Below are 17,424 nucleotides of genomic sequence, written 5' to 3' on the forward strand. Positions count from 1 at the left end.
AGCAACGCGAATAGCGCTTTACAATGAGGGCGATATGAAAACCCGGCCGCCGGGATCATCGGCCGCGCGGCTTCTGCATCAGCCGCGGGCCGAACTGGCCTTCTGCATATTGGTGCGCGATTCCTCGACCATGGCCAGCATCGCGCGGCGGGCCGCATCGGGCTCGCTGCGGCGGATCGCATCCAGCACTTCGCCGTGCAGCGGCAGTGCGTCCTTGAAGTTCCTGGCGGTGCGCGCGGACAGCGCGAAGAACGTGGCGAGCGCGCTCTCGATCACCGAGAACAGCGACACCATCAGCTCGTTATTGGTGGCGCTCAGCACCGCCTCATGGAAGGCCAGGTCGGCATCCGTCCACTCGTCCAGGTCGACGGCCGCTTCCATCGCCGCATAGGCTTGCTCGATGGACTGCAACTGCTCGTACGTGCGGTATTTCGCGGCGGCGGCAGCGGCCGACGGTTCGATCACCTCGCGCATATCGGCTAGCTTGCGCACGAAGTCCTCGGTCGGCATCAATTCGCAGCGCCAGGCCAGGATGTCGGCATCGAGCTGATGCCAGGCGCGTGCATCGCGCACGCGGGTGCCGACCTTGGGCCGCGATTCCACCAGCCCTTTCGCGGACAGAACTTTCATTCCCTCGCGCAGCGCGGTGCGGCTTACCCGCAGCTCTTCCGCCAGCAGTTCCTCGCGCGGCAGCAGCTCACCCGGTTTGATGCCGCCTTCGATAATGCGCCGGCCGAGTTCGTGGACTACATGGCCATACAGGCTGCGCGAGGAAGTAATGGAGGCCGAGGGGCGGCGCAGCGGGATCCGCGGGGACGGAGCGGAACGTTTGGTCATGGGGCGTGCGCCTCTGCGCGGCTGTCGAGCTAATTGTCACACAAGAAACTTTATCGCAAAGCCTCCAATGCGTGGAACTTGATTTAATAATCATACAAAATAACCAACGCACTGGCGACTCACACGCCAGCCGCCGCATAGAGACACGACATGATCGAATTGAACGGCACGGCGCTGGCGGCAGGTATCTGCCCATCGTTCGGCGGCGGCATGGCTTATCTGGACGCATGCATGGCCGGCAGCAGGATTCCGCTGCTGCGCCCGCTGCGGCCGCCCACCATGCCGGCGACGCCGTTCGAGCCGAACCGCCTGGCCTGCTATCCACTGGTGCCGTGGAGCAACCGCATCGATCACGGCGGTTTCGAGATGGAAGGCGTGCGCATCGCGCTGCCGCGTAACCGCGATGACGACGCCTGGCCGATCCATGGCACCGGCTGGCAGCGCGCGTGGCGGATCGAACGGCAGACGCCGGAAGACATGCTGCTTGCACTGGAAGACGCGACACCAGGCGCCTATGCCTACGAAGCGCAGCAGCGCTATACGCTGCGCGGCGACACTCTCCGCGTGGCGCTGGCCGTGCGCAACACCGGCGGGGCGGCATTGCCGTTCGGACTGGGTCTGCATCCGTTCTTCCTGCATCACGGCGACGCGCGCCTGCGCGCCGCGGCGACTCAGGTCTGGCTCAACGATGGCCATTCGCCCATCCCGACCGAACGCGCGGCGGTGCCGCCCGCCTGGGATTTCCGCGACAGCCGCGAGTTGCCGCCGGCGGAACTCAACCACTGCTTCGTCGGCTGGGATGGCGATGGGACGATCGAATGGCCAGGGCTGAGCCTGGCGCTGGACATCGCTGCCGACGTGGATGCCTTCATTCTCTACACGCCGGCAGCTGCCGGCTTCTTTTGTTTCGAGCCGGTAGACCATGCCATCGACGCCGTGCATCGCCCGGGTGGCGCATTCGCCAACGGCATGACACGGTTGGCGCCAGGCGAACGGCTGGCTCGGCATTTCGCCTTCCGCGTGCGCCCACTGGCCGCCGCTGCCACGCCGTTCCCCCTGATGCCATGAGGCCGCCATCCATGAACGCCACCGCCCATGATTTCACCGCGACCGGCGTGCCGCGCCTGCACGGCAAGCGTGCCCTGATCACCGGCGCGGGCAGCGGCATCGGCAGCGCCATTGCCGAGCTGTTCGCGCGCGAAGGCGCGGATCTCGCCCTGCTGGACCTCACCGCCGCCCCCGCCCGGGCGGTTGGCGAGCAGTTGGCGCAGGCCACCGGGCGCCACGTGATCGCGGTGGGCGCGGACGTCGCTTCATCAGAACAAGTGGACGCCGCGTTCGCCCGGGCGCTCGACGCCTTGGGCGGACTGGACATCCTGATCAACTGCGCCGGCGTGAATGTCTTCGGCGATCCTTTGCACACCACCGAACAGGACTGGCGCCGCTGCCTCGATACCAACCTCGCGGGTGCGTGGCACTGCATTCGCGCGGCACTGCCGTCGATGCTCGCAGCAGGCTATGGACATATCGTCAATATCGCTTCCGTTCACGGACACAAGATCATCCCTGGCGCCTTCCCCTACCCCGTCGCCAAGCACGGCTTGATCGGGCTGACCCGTTCACTGGGCATCGAGTACGCCGCGCGCGGCATCCGCGTGAACTCGATTTCGCCGGGCCTGATCGTGACGCCCGCGGCCGAGCGCTATTTCCAGTCCTGCGCCGATCCGGAAGCGGAGCGCCGCCGCCAGGCCGAGCTGCTGCCGTGCAAGCGCATCGGCCGGCCGGAGGAGGTCGCGTACGCGGCGCTGTTCCTTGCCGGCGACGAAGCCCGCTTCATCAACGCCACCGACCTGCTGATCGATGGCGGACGCAGCCAGATCTATCACGACTGAGCGTCCACCCGCTCAGTCGCCGCGCCCCGTCAATCGCGCCTCCATCGCCTCCAGCGCCACGCCGGAGGTTTCCGGCACGCGCCGCAGAATAAATACGAAGCCGGCCGCGCAGATCAGCCCATAGGTCCAGAAACTGCCCGCGGCCCCAAGGCGCGCATTGAGCCAGGGAAAGGTGTAGGTCAGCACGAAACAGGCCGTCCACAGCGAGAACACGCCCAGCGAGACGGCTTGTGCGCGAATGCGGTCCGGGAAGATCTCAGCCAGCAGGACCCAGGTCACCGGCGCCAGCGTGGTCGCATACACCGCGATCGCCGCGAGCACGAGCAGCAGCACCGGCAAGCCCATCACATGCGCGGCGTAGGTGCCGCCGATCAGCGCGTAGATCACCGCCAGCGCGCCCGCGCCAACCAGCATCAGCCGGCGGCGTCCCCAACTGTCGACCAGCTGCAAGGCAAGCACGGTGAACACCAGGTTCACCGCGCCGGTAGCGACGATGGATTTCAGCGCATCGTTCACGTCGAAGCCGGCCGACGCGAAAATATCCTGCGCATAGTTGAAGATCACATTGATGCCGCACCATTGCTGGAACACCGCCAGCACCACGCCGATCACCAGGATCGGCCGCAGTTCCGGCGCCCACAGCGAGGCACGGCCGCCACCCACCTTGCGATGATCGTGTGCCGCGCGAATCGCAGCCAGCACGTCGCGTGCGTAATCCGCACCACCGATGCGCTCCAGCACCGATGCGGCCTGCGCGTCGCGGCCGCGGCGGCTCAGCCAGCGCGGCGATTCGGGGATGGTCAGCGCGAGCAGCAGGAACAGCACCGCGGGCACGCCGCCGGACAGGAACATCCAGCGCCAGCCGTGCTGCACGTTCCACGACTGCAGCAGCGCCGCGGCATCCATCTGCGGCGGTACCGGGCGCGCGATCCACAGATTCACCATCTGCGCGAGCAGCACGCCGATCACGATGGTCAGCTGATTGACCGCCACCAGGCGGCCGCGGCTCGCCGCCGGACTCACTTCGGCGATGTACATCGGCGACAGCCCCGAGGCCAGGCCGATGCCCATGCCGCCGACGATGCGGAACGCTGCGAACGCGAATGCACTGTTCGCCATGGCGGCGCCGATCGCGCTGGCCACGAACAGGATCGAGGCCACGATCAAGGCAGGACGCCGGCCATGGCGGTCGGCCAGCATGCCCGCGCACATCGCGCCGGCAATGCAGCCGACCAGGGCCGAACTCATCAGCCATCCCGACATCGCCGGATCGTGCACGCCGAAGTAAGCCTCGTAGAACGGCTTGGCGCCACCGATCACCACCCAGTCGTAGCCGAACAGCAGGCCGCCGAGCGCCGCCACCAGGCAGATCAGCCACAGATAGCGGGTGGGTGCGGCGATGGCGTGCTCGGGCAGTGCTCCCGGCGTCGAGAAATCACTATGCATGAGGCATCGGTTCCGCGGATGAGGCGCGCGGTAAATTGTCATACAAGTAGACAGGATGCAAATGTACTCCAGGGCTTGCGTGCTGCGGAGTGTCTTGAGAATTATCATACAATATGCTTGCATCCGGCTTCGACTCGAATCGGGGAACGGCGAGTGATGCGACATTCCATGGGCAAGGTGTACAGCGTGGCGCTGGTGCTGGGTTTGCTGTTGGGCGCAGCCGCACCCGCTGCGGCAAAGGCGGCAAGCACCGCGCCGACGATCCGTTACGACGCCGCACATAAGCTGTTCCGCATTGACGCGGCACAAGTCACCTACGCCTTCGGCGTCGACCCCGACGGCATGCTGCAGACGGTCTACTGGGGCTCGCGGCTCGCGGCCAACGATCCACTGGGTCCGGCCCGCGTTTCTCCTGGCCATGCTTCGTTCGATTCACCCGGCAGCACCTCGCCGCAGGAATACGCCGGCTGGGGCGGACGCATCACCATCCAGCCGGATCTCAAGGCGCATTTCGCCGATGGCAACCGCGACCTGGTGCTGCACTACGCCGGCCATCGCATCGATGGCGACGCACTGGAAGTAGAGTTGCGCGATATCCGCCTCGACGTGTCGGTGACGCTGCGCTACACCGCCGATCCAGCCACGGGCATCATCGGCCGCTCCGCACGCATCGAGAACCATACCGCGCAAGCCATGACCGTCGACGAGGCATCGGCAGCGAGCTGGAACCTGCCCGCCGGCGACAACTATTCGCTGCGCTACCTCACCGGCGCCTGGGCGCGCGAGTGGCGCCTGCAGACCCGCGCGATCGTGCCGGGCGCCATCGAGATCGGCAGCCGCCGCGGCAGCACCGGCGACCAGAACAACCCGTGGTTCGCCATCGAGCGCGGCGGGCAGTGGAACGAAGAGCATGGCGAGGTATGGTTCGGCGCCCTCGGCTGGAGCGGCTCCTGGCGCATGCGCATCGACCAGGACGTGCTGCACCAGGTGCGTATCACCGGCGGCTTCAATCCGTTCGACTTCGCTTATCGGCTGGCGCCCGGGCAATCACTGCAGACGCCGGTGTTCTACGCCGGCTATACGGCTGACGGTATCGGCGAAGCGTCGCGGCTCATGCACCGCTTCGAGATCGATTCGGTACTGCCCGCACGCGCCGACACCAAGCTGCGGCCGGTGCTTTACAACTCCTGGGAAGCCACCGAGTTCAAGGTCGACGAAGCCGGCCAGGAAAAACTGGCCGAGGCTGCGGCCAAACTCGGCGTGGAACGCTTCGTGATCGACGACGGCTGGTTCGGCGCGCGCAACAGCGACCATGCCGGCCTGGGCGACTGGACCGTCAACCGCGACAAGTTTCCGCATGGCCTCACGCCGCTGATCGGCAAGGTGCACGGCCTGGGCATGAGCTTCGGCCTGTGGGTGGAGCCGGAGATGGTCAACCCCGACAGCGATCTGTATCGCGCGCATCCGGACTGGGCCCTGCATTTCGACGGCCGCCCGCGCAGCGAAGGCCGCAACCAGCTCGTGCTCAACCTGGCGCGCAAGGATGTGGCCGACTACGTCTACGGCGTGCTCGATCGCCTGCTGTCGGAAAACGATATCCAGTTCCTCAAATGGGATTACAACCGCAACTGGACCGAGCCGGGCTGGCCGGAAGTGGCGCCCGAGGAACAGCAGAAGGTCTATGTCGCCTTCGTCGACAACCTGTACGACATCATCCGCCGCCTGCGCGCGCGGCACCCCGGCGTGGAAATCGAATCCTGCTCCGGCGGCGGTGCGCGTGTGGACCTGGGCATCATGGGCCTGACCGACGAGGTGTGGCCGTCGGACAACACCGATCCATCCGACCGCCTGTCGATCCAGGACGGGTTTACCTACGCCTACGCACCCGGCGTGATGATGGCCTGGGTCACCGGCTCGCCGAATTGGGTGAACCAGCGCAGCAGCTCGCTGGACTTCCGCTTCCTGTCATCGATGCAGGGCGGATTGGGCATCGGCGCGAATATCCTCGAATGGACGCCGGAAGAAAACGCCACCGCGCAGCGCTACGTGGCCGAATACAAGCGTATCCGCGCCACCGTGCAGCGCGGCCTGCTGTACCGCCTGCTGTCGCCGCGCGATGACTCGCCGCGCTCGGCCACGGCGTCGGTGGCGGCCGACGGCCGCCAAGCCGTGCTGTTCGCATTCCAACGGCAAGGCCATGAAGCGGAGACCTACCCTGCCCTGCGCCTGCGCGGGCTGGATCCGAAGGCGCGCTATCGCTATCGCCTGATCCACGGCGAAGCCGTGGAAGGCACGCCGGCCGAAGCCAGCGGCGCGTATTGGATGAACCAGGGTATCGAGCTGAAAATCCGCGGCGATCTGCAGGCGGCGGGGGTGGTGTTCGAACGCGTGGGAGCTTGATGGCCGGAAGCAGGCTGGCTCTGCACTCAGCGCGCCGGCCCGCATCGCACGGGCCGGCGCTTATTCAGCGGATCAATGCTCGATCAGGCTGAGGCTGGTGCGGTAGTACGAGTCGCTGGTGTAAGGCGACTTGCGCCCGATCCCCAGCGACACCGACACATTCTGTCCCGCCGTCAGATTGCTTAGCGGGAAATAATGCGTGGCGATAATCCCGCCCGGGCACCAGTTGCGCGGATTGCTGCTGGTGTTGTTCTGGAAGATGCCCGGATTGCCATCGGGGCTGTACTGCGCCAGATCCGAGCAGTTCACCGCGGTATTGAGGCTGCCGACCTGGGTGCCGTTGACGGAAACGGTGACCGTGGTATTCGAGTATTCCTCGCCGCCGTTGGACGAACCATAAGCACCGATCACCAGGGCCACGTCGCCGCTCTTGTGCGCGACGCTCTGCGTGGTGGTGCTGGCATTGACCTGGTTCGTGGTCTGGTTGGAGCCGGACAGCATGGTGTCGATATGGCGGTCCAGCACTGTCTGCACTTGCGACGACACCAGGTCCAGCGAATAGGTGAAACCCACCGCCTTGAAATCCGTGCTCAGCCCGCTATGCGAATCGCAGGGGTCGCCGCCATACGGATTGGAGCCGCTGCCGATGCCCACCCAGATATCGCGGTTCGGATCCGACATGGCATCGGCATACGAAGACAGGTCGCCATCGTTATAGACATAGGTGGCCTTGGTGCCGCGCCAGTAATCGCTGAAGGGCGTGATGAAATCCTGCAGGGTGATCCGCGGCGTGGTGGCGACCGGCGCCTGGCCCTTGGGCATGCTGATATAGAACACGGTGCCGATGCGGTCGTAGTTGTCGCACTGCGCGTGATAGGTCACCCGCGCGCGCAGGTCGTCGCCGATCAGTGCCTTCTCCGTATCGCTCAGCTTGCGCGCGAATTCGGTGCCGCGGTTCCACATCAATACGCCGGATGGCGGCGTATAGCCGGCCGGGTCGGTGCTGGTGTAGATGCCGTACATCGGAATGCGATCGAACACCGCGATCGATCCGCCCGGTTGCGTGCCATTGCCGTTGACCTGGAATTCGTAGATGCGCGCGGCCGTATCGGTGGTCTGCGTCGGCGTGGTGATATTGAGCCTGGCGTAGCGCGCGGTGGACGGCGTGATCGTATGCGTGCTGGTATTGGCGGTGTTGTTGCTCACCGTGACCACCGTGAACCAGTTCTGGCCATCCTGCGACAGCTGGATATTGAAGGCCTTGGTGTTGTAAGTACTCGATTCGCCGCCGGCACCCGCATGGGCGATGGTGAAGCTGTCGACGGTAACCAGCGCGCCCAGGTCCACCTGCAGCCAGCGGCTGGAGGCCTGCGTGCAGAACTTGTCGTAGTTGCCGAGGTTGGTGCTGCCGTTCACCGCGCGCTGCGGACCTTCGGTACTGCCGCACGGAGTCGAGCCCGTGGCCAGATGATTGAGCGCGAGATTGACGTCGGCGGCTGAGGCCGAGGATGCGGACGATACCCAGAGCATGGCGGCGGCTACCGCCAGCAGGCTATAGCGATATGGCGGGCGCCGGTGCGTGGCGCTTTGCTTGGAGCGACGGACTTCAGGCATGCGATTGACGACCATCTCGATTTCCCTCGATGCGGGTGCCGACAGCGCGGCACGATCATTCCCCTGAGCTGCGCCCGCTCCGCGGGCGACCTGACGACATGCAATCAAGAGCTGCGCCGATCACGCCCGCGTGGGCGTGACCGGTCATGCGTACCGCTACTTTTCCCTGCCGGGCCGCGATGGGCGAAGCCGCCGGCGCCGTGGATGTTCACTCGCGAACGGATAGTTCATATTTACTTGGATCGAGGCAAGTTGCGGTGCGATAGGAGAATTTCCTATTTGTCGGACGATGTGAGGCACGTGCCGCCGCGGCCACAAAATTTGTTTGGCCATCCGCGAAAAAGATTCGACTTACCCGCGCGCCGTGGCGAATGCAGACTGCCCCGCCTTGCCACGGAGCCTCTTTATGCAGTCCCTTGTCTCGCTTTTTATCTGGGCGGCCGTCGCCAGCTCTTCCGCCGCTGCGGTTTCGAATCCATCCGCTGATGAAGCCGCGATCCGCGGCGCCGTCGACGATTATTTCCGCGCCAATGACCAGAGACGTCCGGATCTGCTTTATCAGGCGTTCCAACCCAGCCTGGTGATGTACAGCGTGAAGCCGGACGGCTCGTTGACCGGGCTGGATCTGGCGCGATGGGCGGCGAGGCTTGCCGAGGCTTCATCGGTGAAGCCCGCGCAGAAGCGCAGCATCGAATGGCTTGAAGTACACGGCGACGCCGCGAGCGCGGAGACGCTGAGCGTTTTTGAAGACCATCAGTTCCGCGACTTTCTATCCCTGCTCAAAGTGCAGGGCCGCTGGCGCATCGTGGGAAAGGTTTATGCGAGCGAGCCCGCCGGCACCGCCGCGACGGAAAATCCACCTGACGTCCAGGCCGTGCGTGCGCTGATCGAAGCCCAGTTCCAGGCCATGGATCGCCAGGACGGCCAGCGCCTCGCGCCGCTGTACGACCCTCGCGCACTGAGCTACTCCGTCACCCGCGGCGAGCTGGTCGCGGTAGCCATCGGCGAATGGGTGGGCCGCTTCGACGAAGCGGCGGCGCGCAAGGAGTTTCCGCAAGGCGCAGTGCGGACCATCGACCGTGTGGTCGTGCGCGGCCATGTGGCGTGGGCGCGATTCAGCCATCGCATGGGCAAGCGCGTGGTGGTGGACAACGCGCTCTTCGCCAAGGTGCATGGAAAATGGCAGGCGGTGAACCTGACCTACGTCGTAACCACGCAGTAATCCGGCGCTGAAGGCGCGCCATGCACAGGCATGGCGCGCCAACCATCAGGCTTACTTCTGATCGGCCCCGAACTTCGCGCTCACGCCGCCGTTGAACGGCGTCGGATCGCTGGTGACCAGGCAGTTGTAATCCTTGCCCTGATTGAGCACCAGGATCGAGGACTTCGCGCCCTTGAAGTCCGTGCCCATGGAGTACAGCACATAGGTATCGGGCAGCGCCGTAGGACGGAACGCGCCGAACGCGTACTGCCCTTCGATGCCCAGCGGCGCCAGCTTGATGGTGAGCATCACCGGCTTGGTGGCCACCGGCGACGGCAGCATCGACGAGGCGCTCATGATCAGCGACTGCGGGTCGACCGAGTAGCGCGTGGTGACGGTAATGCCCAGATAGCGGGAGTTGGGCGACGAGACCTGCTTGCGGCAGGCGGCGATATCTTCCGGCTTCGTATCGGTCTGTCCGTTCTGCAGGGTCGCGAAGACGTGCGTCAGCTTGACCTTGGCCGTGCCGGTGACCGGCGCCGCGAAAGCAGCACCCGCGGCGGCCAGCGACAGCGCGCCGCAAGCCAGAAGATAAGCGAGGCGATTATGTTTAATGCGCATATGGGCTATTTCCTTGTTGTTGAAATGCTGTTGTCGGCTCTATTTCGATGATATTCGAGCGAACGCAGGCCCAGTGCACCGACCGTCTCATTTGCCCGCCTGCCGGGTTTTGCGGAAAGCAGGCAGTCGCAGCCGATCGGACTTTCTCCGATCGCCGCAAAAGCACGATGAAAACACGCCAGCGTAGAGCCAGAGTCAGGCCAGCCAATGGAAATACCAGATGGGCGCCGGACGATCCGGCGGCCATGATGCAATGCAGAAAATGGCCGATCCTGGCCGATGAAAATAAGTTCCTGGATTCCCCGAAAAGCGGCGGCGACGCTATCACGCAAGTATGTGCAAATAGCGTGAATAATCGAGCGGGAGATAAAACCCCATCCCGAAATAATCGAATCGCGAAAAGCCTCTTATATGGTCGACCCGATAACCAGGGTGGCGTGCCGGTCAAAATCGCAAAACTTCTCGATACACCGGCGTGGCGAATCGCGCCCGGCTAGCTCCGGCGATACCGCCCCATCTTGAATTCCGTGCCGCAGGTTTCCATCGCGCACCAGCGCCTGCGCTGGTTCTTGCTGGTATCGAAGAACAGCCAGCCGCAGGTGGCCGTGTTATCGCAACGACGCAGCTGTGCCACCGACGGCCCGTTGAGCAGATCCAAGGCATCCAGCGCGATCCGCTGCAGCGGCAGCAGCACGTCGCGGGCATCGCTGCGCCAATGCATCCTGCCGTCGGTGCCGAGCACCTGATTGGCCCAGGCGCGATGCAGCCACCGGTCGACGCCCTGCACCGCCTCGTCCGCCGGCACCACGCCATCGATCCGCGCCGCCAGCAGCGCATGCAGGTGATCGCGCAGCGGCCGCAGCTTGCGCATCAAGGCAGCGCGCGGCCCGGCGCCCGCAGGCGCGGCGATGTTCTCTCCGGGGCGAATGGCGCCGGCACGCCGGCACCATTCGATAAAGCGCTCGGGATCGGCGATGTAATCCTCGGCCGGTACGGCGTAGCGGTCGTGGATGGTATTGACGAAGTCCAGGCACAGACGCCCTCCGTCCAGCCGGACGGTGGCGACCGGACGTGGTTGCGGAATGCTGTTTTCGATCGGCATGGAGCGCTGCTGTCTCTGGCGGCAAGAACTTGACGTTACCGTCAAAGTTAGTTTAGACAGTAGCCCGCCGTGGAATCAATCCGGAGAGTGCAGATGGGCAGCGCAACCGCGTCCAACGAGTCCGCCACCGCTCGTGGAGCGTCCGGTACGCTGCGCCGCAAGCTGGCGATCTGGATCGTCATGGCCAGCCTGCTCGCACTGATCGGCACCACGGCGGTCATCGCCATCGGCGGCCGGGCCGACCCTGCCGAGGTGCGCGCCGCCTCGCCATTGCTCGGCGGCCCATGGCGATTCCATCTGGGCGACGATCCCCGCTGGGCCGGTGCCGGCGTCGACGACAGCGCCTGGGAAACCATGGATCTCAGCGCGCCGGCAAGCAGCATCGATGGCGACGTCGGCCTGCCCAACTATGTGCGCGGCTGGATGGCGCACGGCCACCCCGGCTATCAAGGCTATGCCTGGTATCGGCGCACGGTGGCGGTGCCGGCGGGCGATCGCGCCTGGGATATCGTCGGCCCCACTCTCGTCGAGGATGGCTACGAGCTGTACTGGAACGGCAAGCTGCTGGGCGGATCGGGACGAATCGGCGCATCGCCCAGGGTGGTCGGCACACGGCCGCTGATCTTCGCGCTACCCGCCGACGCCGCCGGCACCCGGGGCGTGCTCGCCATCCGCACCTTCATGCAACCGGGCAACGACGCCAGCGCCGAAAGCGGCGGCATCCACGTCGCGCCGACGCTGGCGCCGCGTCCCGAGAGCTACGCGCTGTACCGTGCGGAATGGTGGCGCAGCATTGCCGGCTACATCGTCGAAGCAGTCGAACCGCTGGCGATGTTCGCGCTGATCGGCCTGGCGCTGGCGATCCGCAAGCGCAGCAGCCATCCGGCTTTCATCGTATTCGCCTGCATCGCGCTCGCGCTTTCCGGAGTGAAGCGCCTCGACAACGCGATCGTCTCGTGGACCGACCTGATGAGCCTGCCCACTTACGCATGGCTGTCCAAGGTGCTGTGGATGCCACTCAGCCTCGCCGCCTGGGCGCTGGCCTGGAACCGCTGGAACGCGCGCGCGTCGCGCGCCATCGATGGCGCGATCCTGCTGCTCACCCTCCTGGGCATCGCGGGCGCACTGATGAAACTCGCTCCGATGACGCAGATCTTCCGGCTCGGCGTACTCGCTCTTTTCGCGGTGATCGCCGTGCGCATGATCCGCCATGGTCCCATGCGCAGCCTGGCCATCGCCACGCTCGCCGCCATCCTCGTCTCGCAATACGCCGGCGAACTGGGCTCGCTCGGCGTGCCCGCCATCTGGTTCCCGTTCGGCATCGGTGTGACGCTGACGCAATACGTCTATGCCATCGCCATACCGCTGCTGGCCGTACTGATCGTGTGGACCACGCCATCGACCAAGGCACGATGAGCCAGGCCATGCGGCTACGCCATCGCCACCATTTCTTGCGAATGGCGCTTCCCATCGCTTGAAGGCGCTTCACCCGCCGATCACGCCCCAACGCACGTCCGCACGCTTTGCCGCGTACTGAAAAGGTTTACTTCGCGCGCTGTCACGCCGCTGTTGCTGGAAAGTCACCGGGTGCCGCCAACCTGCGCTGCTTTTCATCCAACAACCAGGAGTAGATCCATGCGTGGACGACGTGTTCTGGCGAAATTACCTGCGGCGACGGCGCTATTCGCACTGGCGGCCAACCCCGCGTTCGCCGCCACCAGCGGCAACCTGATCGTGGGCGGTGACGGCGAGGCGGGCACCTGCACCACCGATTGGTCGGCGGTCACCACGGTGCCGGGTTGGACGGTGACCCAGGGCAATCCGTCCGTGGCCTGCTACAGCATCGGCAGCTTCAGCACGCCGGCTGGCGCAACGCCGGGGCGTGCCTTTATCGCGGATGGCCCGTATGGCGATTCGGCGTTGCGCCAGGTGGTGGACGTGTCGTCGGCGGCTGCGGCGATCGATGGCGGCGGCGTGAGTTTCAATCTGTCGGGTTGGCTTGGCGGCTACGGCGCCTATAACGGCCAGGCCGTGCTGACGGCCAGTTTTCTCGATGCCGCGGGCAAGCCGCTGGGCAATCCGGCGCAGTTGTCCGGCGTGAACGCCTCGGCACGCGGCAGCCAGAGCGGATTTCTTGCGCGAGCCGCCACCGGCGCCGTGCCGGCCGGCACGCGTTCGATCGCGGTGCTGCTGCAGTTCACCGACACCTCGGCCTCCTACAACATCGGCTATGCGGACAATCTCTCGCTGACCTTGTCCACACCGGTCAATGCACCTTCGCTGCGACCGCCTTCGTCCAACGTGCCGGCCTTCGACCATGTCTTCGTGATCATGATGGAGAACACCGACTACGCGCAGGTGATCGGCGACACCACGAACGCGCCCTACATCAACAGCCTCGCCAACCAGGGCGTACTGCTGGTCAACCACAGCGGCGTCTATCACCCCAGCGACGAGAACTACCTGGCCATCGCCGGCGGCGATACCTTCGTCAAGGGCGCCATCTACTACCCGAACATCCACGTGACGGCGCCCAGCATCGCCGACGAAATCGAGGCCAAGGGCAAGACCTGGAAAGCCTACGAGCAAGGCATGGGCACGCCCTGCAACACCAGCAACAACAACGACAGCTACTACGAGCCGGACGACGCGCCGTTCATCAACTTCAGCAATATCGCCTCCGATCCCACGCGCTGCGCCGCCCATCTGGTGGACACGAACCAGCTGAGCGCCGACCTGCAGTCCGCCGCCACCACGCCCAACTTTGCCTGGATCGCCGCGGACGATTACTACGACGGTGAAGCGTCGGGCAACGGTTCCGCCACCAGCCTGAAGACACAGGACGGCTGGCTGAAGCAGACCCTGCAGCCGATCTTCAACTCGCCGGCGTGGACGACGCAGCGTTCGCTGGTGGTGCTGACCTGGGACGAGTCGGCATCGAGCAGCGGCAACCATATCGCCACCGTGCTGCTCGGTTCGCAGGGTCTGGTACGCGCGGGCAAGACCAGCAATGCCAGCTATAACCACTACAGCATCGGGCGCACGATCGAAGCGGCCTTGGGCCTCGGTGCGCTGACGGCCAACGACCAGTATGGGCAGCCGATCAACGACGCTTTCGTCGCGACTTCCGGCACGGGCGCTGCGTCGTTGTCGACGACCATGCCATCGATAAGCAAGGGCCAGTTCATCGCCTTCGCCTTCGACACGCCGTTCGCCCAGGTCAGCGCGAAGAACTGGATCGGCATCTATCCGCAGGGCGTCAGTCCGGGGCATGGTTCGTCCACCAGTTGGCAGTACACGCCGGCAGCGAGCGGCACGGCTACGTTCGATACCTCGGGACTGGCGCCGGCCAATTACACGGCGTGGTATTGCAATAACGATGGCTATACGGTGATCGCTGGGCCGGTGTCCTTTACCGTGCACTGAGTGAACGGAAAGCTTTTCCGTTTCACCCGTAGAAACCGGGAAGAACTTTGCGAAGTGGAAGCGCAACTTCGCAGGGTTCTTCCCGCTTGTTTTCGCCGCAGCTTTCTTTACCCCGACGCGTATTGCATCGAGCCCGCGAATCCGCCTATAACGCGCTTCGCGCAGTGTGGTGTGGCACAAGTGCTGCAACGTTCCGGACGACGCTGAGCCCCTCTCCCAATGGGAGAGGGGTTGGGGTGAGGGTACGGGCGGAGCGCAAGAGTGATGTGTATCGCTCCGCCCGAACCCTCATCCGGCTGCCGCCACCTTCTCCCGGTGGGAGAAGGGCTGAGCCTTGGATGTTGTCTGCATGCACGCACATTCGATAGCGATCCATCTTTCAACACTGCCGCGCGCCACCAGGGAGACAGGGTATGGAACGATCGATTCAAGCTGGCAGCGGCGCTTTTGCCTCCGACGTATCCAGCACAATGCCCATGCGTCCGGCACACATAGCGTTCGCCATCGTGATGGCGGCACTCGGCATCCTCGGCCTGGTCTACGGCGACGTCGCCCTGGTATGGCAACGCATCCCCATCGAGAACATGCCCGGACAGCATCTGCTTGCCTACGCGTTTGCACTGATCGAACTGCTCGCCGGCATCGGCCTGCTGATCCGCCCTTTCGCCAAGCCCGCAGCCGCCGTGTTGTTCGTCTACATGGCGCTTTGGGCCGTACTGCTGAAACTGCCTGCCGTCATCGCGGTGCCGCAGATGGAGGCGACGTGGCTGGGCTTCGGCGAGATTGCCGTGATTCTTGCCGGGGCCTGGGTGATCTACGCCCGGCTGGCGAACAACAAGGCCTTCCTTGCCGGCCCCAAGGGCCTCCGCGACGCGCGCCTGCTGTTCGCCCTCTCGCTCCCGATGATCGGCCTCTCCCACTTCTTCTATAGCCAGCAGACCGTGGAATTCGTCCCCGCCTGGCTGCCTTCGCCGCTGAGCTGGGCATACATCACCGGCGCTGGAAGTATCGCGGCCTGCCTCGGCGTCTTGTTCGGCATCTTTCCGCGGCTGGCGGCCACGCTCGAAGCGGCCATGCTTGCCGTGATCACGCTGCTGGTGTGGGGGCCGAAGCTGTTCGCGATGCCGCTTGATCGCACAGCGCTCACTGCCTTCGTGATTTCCGCAGCCATCGCCTGCGGCGCGTGGCTCATCGCCGAGTCGTACAAAGGCCAGCCGTGGCTGGCCCCCGGCGCTCCCGCATGGAAGACACCGTCCGCCGCATCGGCCTGACGGTGTCTCGATGGACTAAGTCCCTTTCTTCTTGGCCGTCGCCGCCTTCTTCGCCGCCGGCGCGGCGACCGCCATCGGCTTGAGATCGACGGCCTTGGTGTCCCGCCGATCCGACTTGTCCATGATCAGCGAACACAGCGAATCGAAGCGGCAGCAGCATTCGTTGTAAGCGCCCTGCACGCCAAGGCAGCCCAGCACCGCCTGGTGATGCATGCCGCTGGAACGGACCAGCGCGGCCGTGCCATCCGGCGCCTGCGGCCAGTCCAAGGTGCCGTTGCCGGCGACGCGGGCGGGGATCACCCAGTAATCGCCGTTGGCATAGAGGCCGCCGGCCTGGAAGCTGATCTGCACGCCGTCTTCCAGCTCGATGGTCTGGCCTTCCAGCAGCGGCACGCAGCCTTGGCCGTCGAGGTCCCCGCTCTGGTCCCAACGTCGTAGCAAGGGATGCCTTGCCGGGTCGTTGCTGACGGCATACGGCGTGACGTTCTTGGGCACGGTCAGCGTCACGATGCCCTGGGCCACGTCGATCGCCATGACCTGCAGCAGCGGCGCGGCCATCTGCGCCAGCGTGTACTCGTCGTCGACCAGTTCCACCCAGTCGTTCACCGCCAGTCCCAGCCGCTGGTCGCGGCCCAGCGTGGCCAGCGACACCGCCAGCTGCGCGCTGCCATCGTTCTGCGGCGTGCTGATGGCGCCGATGATCGGGAAGATCACCGAACCGTTCTCGCGCGACCATTTGAAATTGGTGCCCGAAGGCGAACCCGCCGTACCCGCGGCGCCGCCCTGGTGGATCTCCACGCGGTACAGCTGGTTCTCGCAGCCGCGGTAGCGCGCGTCGGCGGCGATCACGCAGGGATCGCTGTCGGAAGGGATCGGGCCGAGCTGGGCGCGCAGCTGCGGCCACGCATAGGCGGCGCGCGCCCCGAGCAGCTGGCGCAGCGAGGGGCATGGGTCGCCGTTATTGGTGGCGCCGCCGCCGGCCGCGATGCTGTTGCGCAGCTGGGCGACGTCGTTGATCTGCTGCTTGATCGCCGCCTGGTCGCTGCTGCTGACCGCCGCTTCCAGGCGCACTTTCAATGCCGCCGTCACCGCATCCAGCCGGGCGGTAAGTGTCGTCGGGTCGAGGTTGAGCAGGCGCACCTGCCATACCGTCTGCGCACGCGAGGCAGTGTCCACGCCATGGAGCGCCAGGTCGGCGATTTCCGGCGCCTCGATCGCGCTCAGGTGCCGTTCCCACACGTCCAGCCACAGCGCGAAATTATTCGGCGGCTTGTTCCAGTCGTCGCCGGCATCGGCCGGCGCGGGCGCATAGGGCTGGCTGTCCAGCGTGCACATCGCCTCGTTCTGGCACAGGATGCCGTCCACGTAGAAGTGGCCCGGCGCCAGTTGCCAATCCGCCAGATGCTGCTGGGTGGTGATCGCAAAGCCGCTGCCCGGCGCCCAGCAGGGGCCGACCAGGTCCGCGATCATCGTGCGCAGCAGGAACAGCTGGATGCCGGCCTGCTCGTTCCAGTCCGCCTCCAGCGTCACCCGGCCCTGCTGCTGCATGACCTGGCTGTAGTGTCGTGCCGGGTCGAACGTGACCCGCGCAAAGTCGCCTTTCATGGTCGATCT

At 65.3% G+C, this 17,424-nt stretch carries 14 protein-coding genes; 8 read left to right on the forward strand and 6 right to left on the reverse strand.

Going from position 1 to position 17,424, the window contains the following annotated elements; genetic code table 11:
* Positions 1 to 78: 78 nt before the first annotated feature.
* Entirely contained in the window at positions 79 to 837 is a 759-nt protein-coding gene (locus tag FHW84_RS21350; protein ID WP_167258190.1) for a FadR/GntR family transcriptional regulator, read from the reverse strand.
* 150 nt (positions 838 to 987) lie between these two features.
* Here FHW84_RS21350 and FHW84_RS21355 point away from each other — a divergent pair, with 150 nt between their 5' ends.
* Positions 988 to 1,905, forward strand: coding sequence for an aldose 1-epimerase (locus FHW84_RS21355; RefSeq protein WP_167258192.1), 918 nt, complete (start codon positions 988 to 990; stop codon positions 1,903 to 1,905).
* Between the two features lie 11 nt (positions 1,906 to 1,916).
* Positions 1,917 to 2,729 (forward strand): SDR family oxidoreductase, encoded by an 813-nt coding sequence (locus FHW84_RS21360; protein ID WP_167258194.1) that lies wholly within the window; start codon positions 1,917 to 1,919, stop codon positions 2,727 to 2,729.
* A 12-nt stretch (positions 2,730 to 2,741) separates the two neighbouring features.
* On the opposite strand, the gene FHW84_RS21365 is transcribed toward FHW84_RS21360, so the two are convergent.
* The gene (locus FHW84_RS21365) at positions 2,742 to 4,175 is read right to left on the reverse strand and encodes a sugar porter family MFS transporter (protein ID WP_167258196.1); all 1,434 of its coding nucleotides are present in this window, start codon (positions 4,173 to 4,175) and stop codon (positions 2,742 to 2,744) included.
* Between the two features lie 156 nt (positions 4,176 to 4,331).
* Here FHW84_RS21365 and FHW84_RS21370 point away from each other — a divergent pair, with 156 nt between their 5' ends.
* Positions 4,332 to 6,575 (forward strand): alpha-galactosidase, encoded by a 2,244-nt coding sequence (locus FHW84_RS21370; RefSeq protein ID WP_243868236.1) that lies wholly within the window; start codon positions 4,332 to 4,334, stop codon positions 6,573 to 6,575.
* 72 nt (positions 6,576 to 6,647) lie between these two features.
* Here FHW84_RS21370 and FHW84_RS21375 read toward each other — a convergent pair whose 3' ends face one another.
* Positions 6,648 to 8,189, reverse strand: coding sequence for a discoidin domain-containing protein (locus FHW84_RS21375; protein ID WP_208399909.1), 1,542 nt, complete (start codon positions 8,187 to 8,189; stop codon positions 6,648 to 6,650).
* 406 nt (positions 8,190 to 8,595) lie between these two features.
* Between FHW84_RS21375 and FHW84_RS21380 the strand changes: the two genes are divergently transcribed.
* Positions 8,596 to 9,411 carry a nuclear transport factor 2 family protein gene (locus FHW84_RS21380; protein ID WP_167258200.1) on the forward strand — a complete coding sequence of 272 codons (816 nt, stop codon included), beginning with the start codon at positions 8,596 to 8,598 and terminating at the stop codon, positions 9,409 to 9,411.
* Positions 9,412 to 9,462: 51 nt separating this feature from the next.
* Here the strand turns inward: FHW84_RS21380 and FHW84_RS21385 are convergent, their stop codons facing one another.
* The gene (locus tag FHW84_RS21385; RefSeq protein ID WP_243868237.1) at positions 9,463 to 10,011 is read right to left on the reverse strand and encodes a hypothetical protein; all 549 of its coding nucleotides are present in this window, start codon (positions 10,009 to 10,011) and stop codon (positions 9,463 to 9,465) included.
* Between the two features lie 167 nt (positions 10,012 to 10,178).
* On the opposite strand from FHW84_RS21385, the gene FHW84_RS21390 reads away from it, so the two are divergent.
* Positions 10,179 to 10,508 (forward strand): hypothetical protein, encoded by a 330-nt coding sequence (locus FHW84_RS21390; protein ID WP_167258201.1) that lies wholly within the window; start codon positions 10,179 to 10,181, stop codon positions 10,506 to 10,508.
* Here FHW84_RS21390 and FHW84_RS21395 read toward each other — a convergent pair.
* Positions 10,505 to 11,113 (reverse strand): ABATE domain-containing protein, encoded by a 609-nt coding sequence (locus FHW84_RS21395; RefSeq protein ID WP_167258203.1) that lies wholly within the window; start codon positions 11,111 to 11,113, stop codon positions 10,505 to 10,507. The genes FHW84_RS21390 and FHW84_RS21395 overlap by 4 nt on opposite strands.
* Positions 11,114 to 11,206: 93 nt before the next feature.
* On the opposite strand from FHW84_RS21395, the gene FHW84_RS21400 reads away from it, so the two are divergent.
* From FHW84_RS21400 to FHW84_RS21410, 3 genes are all read left to right on the forward strand, one after another.
* Positions 11,207 to 12,529 carry a glycoside hydrolase family 2 gene (locus FHW84_RS21400; protein ID WP_243868238.1) on the forward strand — a complete coding sequence of 441 codons (1,323 nt, stop codon included), beginning with the start codon at positions 11,207 to 11,209 and terminating at the stop codon, positions 12,527 to 12,529.
* A gap of 219 nt (positions 12,530 to 12,748) precedes the next feature.
* Positions 12,749 to 14,539: an alkaline phosphatase family protein gene (locus tag FHW84_RS21405; RefSeq protein ID WP_167258205.1), complete on the forward strand. Its 1,791-nt coding sequence runs from the start codon at positions 12,749 to 12,751 to the stop codon at positions 14,537 to 14,539.
* A gap of 413 nt (positions 14,540 to 14,952) precedes the next feature.
* The gene (locus tag FHW84_RS21410; protein WP_208399910.1) at positions 14,953 to 15,810 is read left to right on the forward strand and encodes a DoxX family membrane protein; all 858 of its coding nucleotides are present in this window, start codon (positions 14,953 to 14,955) and stop codon (positions 15,808 to 15,810) included.
* A gap of 15 nt (positions 15,811 to 15,825) precedes the next feature.
* On the opposite strand, the gene FHW84_RS21415 is transcribed toward FHW84_RS21410, so the two are convergent.
* The gene (locus FHW84_RS21415; RefSeq protein ID WP_167258207.1) at positions 15,826 to 17,415 is read right to left on the reverse strand and encodes a DUF6519 domain-containing protein; all 1,590 of its coding nucleotides are present in this window, start codon (positions 17,413 to 17,415) and stop codon (positions 15,826 to 15,828) included.
* Between the last annotated feature and the right edge of the window lie 9 nt (positions 17,416 to 17,424).

This window comes from Dyella sp. SG562, assembly GCF_011759495.1.
GTDB classification, from domain to species: Bacteria; Pseudomonadota; Gammaproteobacteria; order Xanthomonadales; family Rhodanobacteraceae; genus Dyella_D; species Dyella_D marensis.

Bases quoted from the DNA above. Each gene is read 5' to 3' on its own strand.
- FHW84_RS21395 (WP_167258203.1), bottom strand. From the start codon at position 11,113: ATGCCGATCGAAAACAGCATTCCGCAACCACGTCCGGTCGCCACCGTC.
- FHW84_RS21375 (WP_208399909.1), bottom strand. From the start codon at position 8,189: ATGCCTGAAGTCCGTCGCTCCAAGCAAAGCGCCACGCACCGGCGCCCG.
- FHW84_RS21390 (WP_167258201.1), top strand. From the start codon at position 10,179: ATGAAAACACGCCAGCGTAGAGCCAGAGTCAGGCCAGCCAATGGAAAT.
- FHW84_RS21370 (WP_243868236.1), top strand. From the start codon at position 4,332: ATGCGACATTCCATGGGCAAGGTGTACAGCGTGGCGCTGGTGCTGGGT.
- FHW84_RS21360 (WP_167258194.1), top strand. From the start codon at position 1,917: ATGAACGCCACCGCCCATGATTTCACCGCGACCGGCGTGCCGCGCCTG.
- FHW84_RS21365 (WP_167258196.1), bottom strand. From the start codon at position 4,175: ATGCATAGTGATTTCTCGACGCCGGGAGCACTGCCCGAGCACGCCATC.
- FHW84_RS21415 (WP_167258207.1), bottom strand. From the start codon at position 17,415: ATGAAAGGCGACTTTGCGCGGGTCACGTTCGACCCGGCACGACACTAC.
- FHW84_RS21380 (WP_167258200.1), top strand. From the start codon at position 8,596: ATGCAGTCCCTTGTCTCGCTTTTTATCTGGGCGGCCGTCGCCAGCTCT.
- FHW84_RS21410 (WP_208399910.1), top strand. From the start codon at position 14,953: ATGGAACGATCGATTCAAGCTGGCAGCGGCGCTTTTGCCTCCGACGTA.
- FHW84_RS21350 (WP_167258190.1), bottom strand. From the start codon at position 837: ATGACCAAACGTTCCGCTCCGTCCCCGCGGATCCCGCTGCGCCGCCCC.
- FHW84_RS21355 (WP_167258192.1), top strand. From the start codon at position 988: ATGATCGAATTGAACGGCACGGCGCTGGCGGCAGGTATCTGCCCATCG.
- FHW84_RS21385 (WP_243868237.1), bottom strand. From the start codon at position 10,011: ATGCGCATTAAACATAATCGCCTCGCTTATCTTCTGGCTTGCGGCGCG.
- FHW84_RS21400 (WP_243868238.1), top strand. From the start codon at position 11,207: ATGGGCAGCGCAACCGCGTCCAACGAGTCCGCCACCGCTCGTGGAGCG.
- FHW84_RS21405 (WP_167258205.1), top strand. From the start codon at position 12,749: ATGCGTGGACGACGTGTTCTGGCGAAATTACCTGCGGCGACGGCGCTA.